Below are 12,241 nucleotides of genomic sequence, written 5' to 3'. Positions count from 1 at the left end.
ATCGTTCAAAAGGCGTCTGATCATGCAGTGGTTCACTCTACCGCTGATAGCGCTTTCACTGATGACACTGCCGCACGCCGGCGCCTGGGGACAGGCGCCGGCGCGTTTGGTGGTGACCAGTGAGTCGGGTGAGGTGTTGATCGATGACACCGTTGTGGAAGGCGGGCGCTGGTGCATGGCCTGGAACCATTCGGTGGCGCACTTCACCGTGCTCGACTGCTATCGCAATCAACAGGGGCAGATGGTGCTCGAGCGCAGCCATCAGCCGGACTTCGCCGCGGGCCTTGGCCATATCGCGGGCCGCGGCGAGCAGGTCTCCGACGGCGAGGGCGGCTACTGGATCAACGCCATCGACGAGCCGGTCCCAAGCAACCGCTACCTGCTGCGGGCGGGGGCGCCTGGGGTGAATCACCGTATCGTCTGGCCTGACGGCGAGCATGAGCCGTCGAGCATTAGCGAGCGCGCCGCCGGCGAGCGCGTGACGATCGAGCTTGCGTCGTCGTCAAGCGCCAACACCGAGTGATCAACACGCTCGAATCGTCTCAGGTTGGGGTATGAAGATCTTCCAGGACCGCTTTTTAGCGCAATTTTTCTAACGCAGCTTTTTTAACGCTTCGAGGACTCCATGAGCGAATCCACTCAACCGCCGGTGGTCATGCCGGGTGCCAACGCGATTCAGCCTCGCGCCGCACTCTGGGCGATCACGCTGGTCGCGGTCGCCCTGTCGCTTTTTCAGCTCTACTCGGCGGGTATTCAGCCGCTCGGGCTTTTCTACCAGCGCAGCATTCATTTGGCGCTGGTCATGCTGCTGGCGTTTCTGATGTTTCCGGTGTTCGGCCCGGATCGTAAGCGCGGGGCGCTCGGCTGGGCGCTCGATGCCGTCTGCTTCGCTGGCGCTTTGATCACCGGCGGCTATCTGGTGTTCTTTCTCGATGAGATCATCAACCGCGCCGGGTTCTGGAACCAGACCGACATCATCGTGGCGATGATCGCGACCGTCACGGTGCTGGAAGCGAGCCGCCGCGCGGTGGGACTCGGCATGACCATCATCGGGCTGATTGCCATCGTTTACGCCCTGGCCGGCCCCCGGGGCGAGCTTCCCTGGCTTGGCGAGTGGCTGCCGGGCATTCTCTCGCACCGTGGCTATACGCTGGACCGCGTCGCGGGGCAGCTCTATCTCGGCCAGGAGGGCATCTTTGGGCTGCCGCTCGGCGTGGCGGCGACCTACATCTTCATCTTCGTGCTGTTCGGCGCCTTTCTCGAGAGTACCGGCGCGGGGCGATTCTTCATCGATATGGCCTACGCCGCCACCGGGCGCCAGCGCGGCGGCCCGGCAAAAGCTGCCGTGCTCGCCTCGGCGGGCATGGGCTCGATCTCCGGCAGCGCCATCGCCAACGTGGTGACCACCGGTGCCTTCACCATTCCGCTGATGAAAAAGCTGGGCTACAAGCCCAAGCAGGCCGGCGGTATCGAAGCCGCGGCTTCGACCGGCGGGCAGATCATGCCGCCACTGATGGGCGCCGGTGCCTTCTTGATCGCCGAGTACACCAACACGCCGTATCTGGAAATCGTCAAGATCAGTATCCTGCCGGCGATCATGTACTTCGCCACGGTCTATCTGTTCGTGCATATCATTGCGCTCAAGCAGGGCATGCAGGGCATGCCGCGCTCCGAGCTTCCGAAGATGCGCCAGGTGATGAAGGACGGCTGGCACTTTCTGCTACCGCTGGCGGTGCTGGTGTGGCTGCTGGTGCTGAATCTGTCACCGATGCGGGTGGGGTATTACGCAGTCATCACCATGGTGGCGGTGGCGGTGATTCGCTACGCGCTCTGCTACTTCTTCGTTGCCCCCGGCCAGGGCCAGCCGGTGACCGCAGCGCGTACCAAAGCGGTGGTCTGGTCGGGGTTGACCAAACTGGTCGAAGGGCTCGAACTGGGCGCGCGCAACGCCGTGGCGGTATCGATGGCCTGCGCCGTGGCCGGGATTATCGTGGGCGTGGTGGGGCTGACCGGGCTCGGGCTCAAGTTCTCCTCGATGATGCTCGCGTTCTCTGGCGGTAACCTGGTGTTGGCACTGGTCATGGTGCTACTGGCGAGTCTGGTGCTCGGCATGGGGCTGCCGGTGACCGCCAGCTACATCGTGCTGATCGTGCTGGTGGGGCCTGCCTTGACCAATGAGTTCGGCGTACCGCTTCTGATCGCGCACCTGGTGGTGTTCTGGTACTCCCAGGACTCCAACGTGACCCCACCGATTGCGCTGGCGGGCTTTGCCGGGGCGGCGATTGCCGGCAGCAAACCGATGGAAACCGGCTTCCAGGCCTGGAAGTTCGCCAAGGGGCTCTACCTGATTCCGCTGTTCATGGTCTTCAATCCGGAGATCATCATTGGCGGGCCGGTGCCGGTCGTGATCTGGAATGCGGTGATCGCGATCTTCGCGCTGTGCGCCTTTGCCGCCTCGCTCGAAGGCTATCTGTTCACGCGAATGAGCTGGCCGGCGCGTCTGGCGATCGGCGCGGCGATCTTCGGCGTCTTCTACCCAAGCCTCTGGACCGAGCTTGCGGGCGTGGTCGTGATGGCCGTGATCATCGCCGCCAACTACCTGGCCAGCCGCCGTGAGGAGCACCCGGTCATGCCGTGACCGGCCTTGAGTGAGCGCCACAAAAAAGCCCGGGACGCCATGGCGTCCCGGGCTTTTTCGTTCAGGCCTTTTTCGTTCAGGGCTTAAAAGCGTTAGAAGATCGACTCTGCCGCGCCGGAGCCCTGGGAGCCGGTTGCTTCCTCGAACTCGCGGCTCACCGTGCGCGCCTGATAAGAGGGCAGATTATCCTCGCGGAACAGCTCCGTGATACCGCCGGACTGATTGTCATAAAGCCGACGTCCGTTGTCCGGGTCGACCCGTGCGGTCACCACGTTGCTCGGACGCTCCGGCAGCGCCGACGGCGTACCCGCCAGGGCCTGGCCCATGAAGTCGATCCAGATCGGCAGCGCGGCGCTGGCGCCGTACTCGGCGGTGGTTTCGTTGCTGTCCTTGCCGACCCACACCGTAGTCACCAGGTTGCTGTTGAAGCCGGCGAACCAGGCGTCGCGCTGGTTGTTGGTGGTGCCGGTCTTGCCGACGATATCGTCCCGGTCGAGACTGAGCGCGGCGCGCCCGGTGCCCGAGGTGATGACGTCGCGCAGCATGTCGCGAAGGATGTACACCGCCGCCGGGTCGGCCACGCGCTTGGCGATGGGGTAGCTCTTGCCGTCGATCTCGACGCTTTGCTGGCCTTCGGCGCAGCTCGCGCAGGCGATGCTGGGCGTGGCTTCGTCGAGAATTTCGCGGTCGTCGTTACGCGTGACGCGCTCGATGAACCAGGGCGAGACCTGGAAGCCGCCGTTGGCAATGACCGCGTAGGCGTTGGTCATCTCCATCGGCGTAAGGCTTGCGCTACCGAGGGCCAGCGATAGCCCACGCGGCAGGCGATCCACCGAGAAGCCGAAGCCTTCCAGATAGTTGATGGTCGGGGTGATGCCCATCGACTGCAGTACCCGGATGGTGACCAGGTTGCGCGAGCGGGCCAGCGCCGGGCGCAGGCGCATCGGGCCCTGGAAGTCGCGGCTCGAGTTCATCGGCCGCCATAGCGAGTCGCTGCCGTCATCGACCACCAGCGGCGAGTCGTTGACTACGCTCGCCGCGGTCATGCCGCCGTCGTCGAGCGCGGCGAGATAGATGAACGGCTTGAAGATCGAGCCGGACTGGCGCTGGGCCTGAATGGCACGGTTGAATTTACTGGCGTTGAAATCGAAGCCGCCCTGCAGCGCGAGAATGGCGCCGGTGCGCGGGTCCTGCACCACCAGCGATCCCTCAACGTCCGGGCGCTGGGAAAGGCGTAGCGAGCCGTCATCGCTTTCCACTACGCGAATCAGATCGCCCCGCTCGGCGATTTGGCTGGCATTGGCGGGCTCGCCGCCGCGGCTTCGCGGACTCAGATACTGGCGGGCCCAGTTCAGGCCGTCCCAGCCGATGGTTTTAAGTTCACGGTCACGGGTCAGCACCTGCATTTCGCGGCCGCTGCTTTCGACCACGATGGCTGGCTGCAAAAGCCCGTAGTTGGGCGTGCGCTCGATCACCTGAAGCCAGTTGGAGACGTCGCCCTCAATGCCTTCGATTTCGGTCTGGCTGCGTTCGGCGGCCTGGCGCGCGGTCTGGCGAATCTCCGGCGACTCGGAAAGCTCTTCCTCGAGCCCTTGGGTCGTGGTCTGCTCCTGGGCTTCGACCAGGCTCGCGGCGATGTCGCTCTGCTCCGGCCCGCGCCAGCCGTGACGGCGGTCGTATTCGATCAAACCATCGGCCAGCGCCTGACGCGCGGCGGGCTGAAGCTCGCTATCGATGGTGGTATAGATGCGGTAGCCGCCGGTGTAGGCGGTATCGCCAAAGCGCTCGACGGCGTACTGGCGCGCCATTTCCGAGACGTAGGAGGCGTCCACTTCGGTTTGCGTATAGTGGCGACGCGCGGTGACCGGCTCCTGCACCGACGCCTGATAGGTGTCGTTATCGATGTAACCCAGCTCGCGCATGCGAAACAGGATCCAGTTGCGGCGAATCAGCGAGCGCTCGGAGTTGGCCAGCGGGTTGAACGCCGACGGCGCCTTGGGCAGGCCGGCGATCATCGCGGTTTCGGCCAGCGTGAGCTCGGAGAGCGGGCGGTCGTAATAGGTCTCCGCGGCGGTGGCGATGCCGTAGGCGCGGTTGCCCAGAAAGATCTTGTTCACGTAGAGCTCGAAGATCTGCTCCTTGGAGAGCACCTGCTCCATCTGAAGCGCCAGCAGGATCTCGCGAATCTTGCGCGTGAAGGTCTGATCCAGAGTGAGCATGTAGTTACGCGCGACCTGCATGGTGATGGTCGAGCCGCCGGACTGGATCGTGCCGCCACTGCTGGCAAGCTCCACCGCAGCACGGGCCAGACCCCGCGGGTCGACCCCCGCGTGCTCGAAGAAGCTCGAGTCCTCGGCGGCGATCAGCGCATTGATCATGTTTTGAGGGATTTCGTCGAAGTCCACCACCATGCGGCGCTCTTCACCGAACTCGCCGATCAGCCGGCCGTCGTTGGTGAAGATACGAAGCGGGGTGTGGAGCTCGAAATTTTGTAGCTGACGCACATCGGGAAGCCCGGGCGAAAAGTAGATGGAAGCGGCGATCACCGCCAGCGCCGTGGCGCCCACGAGGGCGACCACCGCGGAGAACAGTGACACGAGAAGAGTTCGTAAAAACGTCATGAACAGAGGGCACCCGTGGAGATAAAAGAGGTACGGCGTCCAGCTGGCCGTATTGCGCAATTGGGCACCATTATAAGAAGCCTATCCACCGGCCACCAGTGTTGATATGCCATGTGGGCCTTAACGTGTCGCGCCGCTAAAAATAAGGTAACCTCGCTACACGCTCGGTAAAACGATAAAACCAAACGGGATCCCATGCGCTTATCAACGTCTGGAAAGGGATTGATCGGGGTCGATATCACCTCGGCCACCGTCAAGCTTTTAGAGCTTAAACAGCTGGATACCAACTATCAGGTACAAAGCTACGCCGTACGCCCGCTCAAGGAAGGCGCGGTGGTGGAGCGGCGTATTCGCGATATCAACGACGTGGCGCGAGTACTTAGAGCCGCCGTCGAACACGCCAAACCCACCACACGCAAGGCCGCCGTCGCGGTACCGGCGAGTGCGGCGATTACCCGCACCCTCACGTACCCCGCATCGCTTGGCGAAGAGGACATCGAAGCGCGTATCATCGAGGAGTACGACCGCCACGTTCCCTTTCCGTTCAACGAGGTGGCGTTCGATTTCCAGCGCCTGGGGTTGGTGCCCGGCGACGACACTCTGCAGCAGGTGATTTTAGTGGCGTGTCGCCAGCGCGATGTCAGCCAGCTCACCGATACCCTGATCCAGGCCGGGCTCGAACCGGCCGCCGTCGACGTTGAAACCTTCGCCGTGGAGCGCTCGTTTGGCGAGCTCAGACGCCAGATCGATCTGGCCGAGGCGTCGCAGTCGAACATCGCGCTGGTGGATCTGGGCGCGACCATGAACGCTTTCCACGTGCTCGACAAGGGCCGCATCATTTACAGCCGCGATACCGTTTACGGGGGGCGCCAGCTCACCGATAACATCCGCGAGCGCTATGAGCTGACCAACGAAGAGGCGGGGCTTGCCAAAAAGCGCGGCGGGTTGCCGGAGGACTACGAAAAGAGCGTGCTCGATCCTTTCATCGACACCGTCGTACAGCAGGTAGGCCGCTCTCTACAGCTTTACTACACCGCCGGGCGCAAGCGGCGCGTGGAGCATCTGGTGCTGGCCGGCGGGTCGAGCGTGATTCCGGGCCTTGCCGAGCGCATCGCCCAGGAGAACGACCTGACGGTGACCCAGGCCAATCCGTTTCAGCGCATGAAGCTTCGCTCGCGGATCAACGTCAAGGGGCTGACCAGCGACGCGCCGGCAATGCTCACCGCCTGTGGGCTTGCCATGAAGGTGAGCCAGTGAATATCAATATCAATCTGCTGGCCTGGCGCGAAGCGCGTCGGGAGAAGCGCACCAAACAGTTTTACGGCGTGCTGGCACTGGCGCTTGCGCTGGGTATTCTGGCCGCCCTCGGCGTTTCGCTCATTTATCAACAGGAGCTCGACGAGCAGGCGATGCGTAATGACTATATCGTCCGCCACATCGAGCAGCTCGACCAGCAGATCGAGGACGTCAAGCGCTACCAGGAGGATGCTGCCCAGCTCAATCAGCAGCTTGCCCTGTTCAGGACGCTGCAAAGCGAGCGCGTCGATACCGTCGAGCTCTTCAACGCGCTGGCGGCCAGTTTGACCGACGGTGTGGTCTACGAAGAGCTCAGCCGTGAAGGCCCGCGGGTGAGTGTGACGGCGACGGCCAACGACGAGCGCCAGGTCTCCGAGCAGCTTCGCCGCCTGGCCCGCGTGCCGGGCTTCGCGGTGCCGGTGCTATCGGAAGTCACCAGCGCGCCGGACGAGCAGGGGCGGCGTTTTCGCTTCGAGATGATTCAAACGATGCCCACCGTCGAGGCCAGTGCGACGACCGAGGAGACCGCCCAGTGATGAGTAAAGCCCGGGCGCGCCAGGAGTGGCAGCGTCTCAAGGAAGTCGAGGTGCAAAGTCTCGATCTAAAAGAGGCCGGCGGCTGGCCGATCTTTTTGAAGGCGCTGTGCGTGATACTGGTGTTCGCCGTCGCCTTTGGGGCTCTGATGGCCTGGCAGGTGAGCGAAAAGCGCGCTGGCCTTGCCGAGGCCAAACGTGAGGAGGCGCGCCTTTTAAGCGACTACCGCGTCAAGGCCTCGGAAGTGGCGCTCTTGCCCAACGTTCAAAGCCAGCTTGAAACGCTTGGCGGACACATGGAGCGCATGCGCGCGATGCTGCCCACCAATGTCGAAATTCCGTCCCTTCTGGACAGCATCAGCGATGCCGCGGTGGATAATCGTCTTACCATCGAGGTGATTCGCCTCGGCGCGCCGGTGGCCAACGAGCATTACATCGAGCATCCGCTGGATATTCAGGTGCGCGGCGGCTACCACCAGCTGGGCCGCTTCGTCGCCGATATCAGCCAGCTGGCGCGCATCGTGACCCAGCACGATTTGACCCTCACCGCCGTCGAGCCGCCGGGCGAGTCGCTACGGTTGACGCTGGATGCGCGCACCTATACCTATATCGACGAGGCTCGACCCGACGAGGTAGCGCCATGAGTCCGCGCGCGCTAACGCCGCTTTTGCTGGCCGCTTTGCTGAGTGGCTGCAACGACGCCATGCTCGACCAGCTCGATGCCACGCTTGCCGACATTCGGCGCGAACCGAACGTGCCGGTGGCCATCGACGCCGCACCGTTTCCCGAGCCCGCGCTATTAAACTATCGATATAGCGAGTCACGCAGCCCGTTTTTGGCGCCTGAGCGGCTCGCGCGCAGTGAGACAATCGCGACGCGCGATAGCGCCCTGGCGCCGGATACCGAGCGCCCGCTGGAGCCGCTGGAGGCCTTTGCGCTCCCGTCGCTACGCCTGGTAGGTACGCTTCAGATGGGCACTCAGCGCGTCGCCCTGATTGCAACGCCGGACGGCAGCGTCGTCACCGTGCGCGAAGGCAATCACCTGGGCACCAACTACGGGGAGATTACCCGCATTACGCTGGACGAGGTCACGCTGGTCGAGCGCATCCTTGACGAGCAGCAAGGGTGGCAAACGAGCCCGGCCGCCCTGTCGCTGCAGCCCTGAGGCGCTTGTGAGCTGCGGTTGAGCAACCATTTTCGTTGGACGTTTATTTGGACATCCCTGTTTATGATCACCATTGCCCGCAGTACCGCGCTTTGTCTGCTCGCCCTCTCTGTGCTCGCTTGCCCGGCGCTTGCCTCGGCGGCGCTATTGACCGACCTGGAGGTGCGTGATGCGCCCCAGGGGGAGGTCGAGCTACTGCTGTCATTTGACGGCGCGCCGGGCGAGCTGACTGGCTACGCGCTGGAGGCGCCGCCGCGGCTGGCGCTGGATCTGGCCAATACGCAAAACGGGCTCGCCGAGCGAAGCCAGGCCGTGGGGCTGGGTGGGGTGGAGCGCATTACCACCATCGAAGGTGGCGGGCGCACGCGGCTGATCGTCGATTTGAGCGGCGCGCACACGTTTCGCTCGGCGGCCTCGCCCAGCCGGCTCAGCGTGTTTCTTACCCCCACCGCCATTGGCTCCCAGCCGCCGGTCGCGTCCACGCCAAGCGCCGCCAGCGTCCCCACTGCCCCACCGTCACCGCGCCCGGCGCCGGCCGCCTCTAGTGGGCCAAGCATCGAGGACATCGATTTTCGCCGCGGCGCCAACGGCGCCGGGCGGCTTCTGGTCACGTTCAGTCAAAGCGGGGTGAACGCCCGCGTCGAGGAGGCGGGTCTTGGCGTGGTGAACGCCACCTTGCCGGGCGTCACGCTGCCCGCGTCGCTCGACCAGATTCTCGATGTCACCGACTTCGCCACGCCCATCAATCGCATCACGCCGCGCACCACCGCCACGGGCACCCAGCTCGAGCTGCAAACCCAGGGGCCTTATGCGCTGCTCTCCTCGCAAAGCGGGCGGGTGCTGACCATCGACGTCGAGCCCGTGGCCACCCCCGCCGATTCGCTTGCCCAGGGGGCGGAAGAGCGCTTTACCGGCGACCGGCTGAGCCTTAACTTTCAGGACATCGAAGTGCGCTCGGTACTCGCCACGCTTGCCGAATTCACCGGGCTCAACCTGGTCGCCAGTGACAGCGTCACCGGCCGGGTCACGCTGAACTTGAACGACGTGCCCTGGGATCAGGCGCTGGCGCTGATTCTGCAAAGCCAGGGACTATCGAGCCGCGAGCAGGGCAACGTGATCGTGATCGCCCCGGCTGGGGAGCTCGCCGAGGTCGAACGTCAACAGATCGAGTCGCGCAATCAGCGCCAAACACTGGCGCCACTGGTGACCGAGTTCATCGAGGTGCGCTACGCCCGCGCCGAGGACTTCGCCCAGCTCTTGCGCGGCGCCGAAGGCTTTGGCCTGTTGACCGACCGCGGCCGGGTCAGCGTGGACCAGCGCACCAATACGCTGCTGGTGCAGGATACCGCCGACCAGCTTCGCGAAATCGTGGCCACCCTCGACCGGCTCGATGTCGCCGTGCGCCAGGTACAGATCGAGGCGCGCATCGTCATCGCCCGCGATAACGCCTCCCGCGAGCTGGGGGTCAACTGGAGCGCCTCGAGCACTCGCGGCTTTCAGATTAACGAGTTTGGGCAAGGCGTTCGTCGAGACCTCAATCCACAAGGTCTCAGCCGTGCTCGGGGCGGGCTCGCCGTGGACCTTGGCCCCGGCGCGGTCGCGGGCACCGGTTTCAGCTTCGGCTATCTCTCCGGCGACGTGCTGCTGGATCTCGAGCTTCGAGCACTCGAAAGCGAGGGCAAGAGCCAGACGATCTCTCAGCCGCGCATCATCACCGCCAACCAGCGCACCGCCACCATCCGCCAGGGCGAGGAGCGCGCCTTTCAAAGCGTCGATGCAGAGGGCAACCCGGATACCCAGTTCAAGGAAGCCGAGCTTTCGCTCGAGGTCACGCCGCAAATCACTCCGGACAACCGCATCATCATGGATCTGGTGATCAAGAACGATAGTTTCCGCGAAAGCGAATTCGGTGGTGAGCCGCCCATCGATACCAACCAGATCGAAACCCAGGTACTGGTGGACAATGGCCAAACCGTGGTGCTGGGCGGTATCTTGACCACCGAGCAGCTCAGCCAAATTTCCAAAACGCCGCTTCTGGGCGATCTGCCGCTTTTGGGCCGGCTGTTTCGCTATAACCAGGAGAGCAATGAGAAGGTAGAGCTGTTAGTGTTTATTACTCCACGACTACTCGATGATGGTTTGACGGTTCGCTGATGCAGGATTTACCCAATCTTTTTCTGGTCGGCCCGATGGGAGCCGGCAAAAGCACCATCGGCCGTTTGCTGGCCGCGGAGCTTTCACGCACGTTCTTTGATAGTGATCACGTGATCCAGGACCGCTGTGGCGCGGACATTCCCTGGATTTTCGACGTCGAAGGCGAGCCCGGTTTTCGCCTTCGCGAAGTGCAGATGATCGACGAGCTCACCAGGCTTTCTGGGGTGGTGCTGGCCACCGGCGGCGGTGCGGTGCTGCGCGAAGAGAACCGCCGGGCGCTGCGCGAGCGCGGCACCGTGGTGTATCTGCTGACCACCGTCGAGCAGCAGCTCAAGCGTACCGCCCGCGACAAGAACCGCCCGCTTTTGCAGCGCGTCGACCGCGAGCAGGTACTCAAGGATATGTTTTTACTGCGTGACCCGCTCTATCGCGCGACCTCGGACATTACCGTACGCACCGACCGGCGAAGCCCGCGTGCGGTGGTCAACGACATTTTGCGCCGCGCGCGGCGCTTGAACGATCCGCTGGAAAGCCGCCAGCTCACCGACTCCGGGGTATCCTCATGACTGCCAACGCCCGTCGCACCCTCAACGTCGCGCTCGGCGAGCGCAGTTACCCCATTCATATCGGCCGCGGCCTGATCGGTGAGCCCGGCCTGCTGGCGCCTTATCTGGCGGGCCGCCAGGTGATGGTAGTCACCAACGACACCATTGCGCCGCTCTACTTGAAGGCGCTGATGGACGCGCTGCCCGAGGAGTGCGACGTGCGTACGGTGTCGCTACCCGACGGCGAGCGCTATAAGAACCTGGAGCAAGTCGAGCGCATCTGGGATGCCCTGCTGGGTGCCGGGTTCAATCGCCGCTGCACGCTGATCGCACTCGGCGGCGGCGTGATCGGCGACATGGTCGGCTTTGCCGCCGCCGCCTATCAGCGCGGAGTGGCGTTCATTCAGGTACCGACCACGCTGCTCTCCCAGGTAGACTCCTCGGTGGGCGGCAAGACCGGCGTCAATCATCCGCTGGGCAAGAACATGATCGGCGCTTTCCACCAGCCTCGCGCGGTACTCATCGATATCGACACGCTGGCCACACTCCCGCCGCGCGAGCTCTCCGCCGGGCTTGCCGAAGTGATCAAGTACGGCTTGATTCGCGACGAGGCGTTTCTTGGCTGGCTCGAGGAGCACATGGACGCGCTTCGCCGTATTGATGCCGATGCCGTCAGTGAGGCGATCGCGGTGAGCTGTCAGATCAAGGCCGATATCGTCGCCGAAGATGAAACCGAGCAGGACGTGCGGGCGCTTCTGAACCTGGGCCACACCTTTGGCCACGCCATCGAGGCGCACCAGGGGTACGGCAACTGGCTACACGGCGAGGCGGTCGGCGCCGGGATGGCGATGGCGGCCACACTCTCCTTCGAGCTTGGCATGATCGACGAGCCGATGCTCACTCGCGCCCGGACGGTGATCGAGCGCGCGGGGCTGCCGCTGGCCGCGCCGTCGAACATGAGCGTCGAGGATTTTCTCAGCCGGATGCGGCTGGACAAGAAAAACGTCGATGCCCGGCTCAGGTTGATATTGCTCAACGCTCTGGGTGAGGCGGTAATCAGCGATCAGACGCCACCGGATACGCTTAACGAGCTGCTTCGGCGCTACCCGCGAAGCGAATAATTCCGTTCTTCTGTCTTTGTCTTGACAGCAGGCGTCGACCGGCGCCTCTAAAACCCGCCCACGTGGCGGGTTTTGGCGTTTGGGTCATGCGTAAAGCCAATGGTTGCGCCAATCGGTATGCCGTATGCGTTATCGGCATGGATAAAAGCGGTGTTGTTAGACTAAAGT

Annotated in this window: 10 protein-coding genes; 9 read left to right on the top strand and 1 reads right to left on the bottom strand. The window is 63.6% G+C overall.

Translation table 11 applies throughout. From position 1 onward, the window contains the following. The first annotated feature begins 22 nt into the window (after positions 1–22). Both OCT39_RS13180 and OCT39_RS13175 read left to right on the top strand, forming a co-directional pair. Positions 23–523 carry a DUF1850 domain-containing protein gene (locus tag OCT39_RS13180; RefSeq protein ID WP_263584920.1) on the top strand — a complete coding sequence of 167 codons (501 nt, stop codon included), beginning with the start codon at positions 23–25 and terminating at the stop codon, positions 521–523. 102 nt (positions 524–625) lie between these two features. Further along, entirely contained in the window at positions 626–2,638 is a 2,013-nt protein-coding gene (locus OCT39_RS13175; protein ID WP_263584919.1) for a TRAP transporter permease, read from the top strand. Between the two features lie 92 nt (positions 2,639–2,730). On the opposite strand, the gene OCT39_RS13170 is transcribed toward OCT39_RS13175, so the two are convergent. Further along, a complete protein-coding gene (locus OCT39_RS13170; protein ID WP_263584918.1) occupies positions 2,731–5,259 on the bottom strand; it encodes a penicillin-binding protein 1A in 2,529 nt (842 codons plus the stop codon). A gap of 195 nt (positions 5,260–5,454) precedes the next feature. On the opposite strand from OCT39_RS13170, the gene OCT39_RS13165 reads away from it, so the two are divergent. From OCT39_RS13165 to aroB, 7 genes are all read left to right on the top strand, one after another. Beyond that, a complete protein-coding gene (locus OCT39_RS13165) occupies positions 5,455–6,516 on the top strand; it encodes a pilus assembly protein PilM (protein WP_263584917.1) in 1,062 nt (353 codons plus the stop codon). Then, a complete protein-coding gene (locus tag OCT39_RS13160; RefSeq protein WP_263584916.1) occupies positions 6,513–7,091 on the top strand; it encodes a PilN domain-containing protein in 579 nt (192 codons plus the stop codon). The genes OCT39_RS13165 and OCT39_RS13160 overlap by 4 nt, the downstream gene beginning before the upstream one ends. Next, a complete protein-coding gene (locus tag OCT39_RS13155) occupies positions 7,091–7,732 on the top strand; it encodes a type 4a pilus biogenesis protein PilO (protein WP_263584915.1) in 642 nt (213 codons plus the stop codon). The genes OCT39_RS13160 and OCT39_RS13155 overlap by 1 nt, the downstream gene beginning before the upstream one ends. Next, on the top strand, positions 7,729–8,253 hold the full coding sequence (locus tag OCT39_RS13150; RefSeq protein ID WP_263584914.1) for a pilus assembly protein PilP: 525 nt from the start codon (positions 7,729–7,731) through the stop codon (positions 8,251–8,253). Before OCT39_RS13155 ends, OCT39_RS13150 begins: the two co-directional genes overlap by 4 nt. Positions 8,254–8,316: 63 nt before the next feature. Beyond that, positions 8,317–10,407, top strand: coding sequence for a type IV pilus secretin PilQ (gene pilQ / locus OCT39_RS13145; RefSeq protein WP_263584913.1), 2,091 nt, complete (start codon positions 8,317–8,319; stop codon positions 10,405–10,407). After that, on the top strand, positions 10,407–10,973 hold the full coding sequence (aroK, locus tag OCT39_RS13140; protein ID WP_263584912.1) for a shikimate kinase AroK: 567 nt from the start codon (positions 10,407–10,409) through the stop codon (positions 10,971–10,973). Before pilQ ends, aroK begins: the two co-directional genes overlap by 1 nt. Further along, positions 10,970–12,073, top strand: coding sequence for a 3-dehydroquinate synthase (gene aroB / locus OCT39_RS13135; protein WP_263584911.1), 1,104 nt, complete (start codon positions 10,970–10,972; stop codon positions 12,071–12,073). The genes aroK and aroB overlap by 4 nt, the downstream gene beginning before the upstream one ends. Positions 12,074–12,241 lie beyond the last annotated feature (168 nt).

The organism is Halomonas sp. GD1P12 (assembly GCF_025725645.1).
Taxonomy (GTDB): Bacteria; Pseudomonadota; Gammaproteobacteria; order Pseudomonadales; family Halomonadaceae; genus Vreelandella.
Note: the sequence above shows the minus strand (reverse complement) of the source record. Positions and strands in the feature narration are given on the sequence as shown.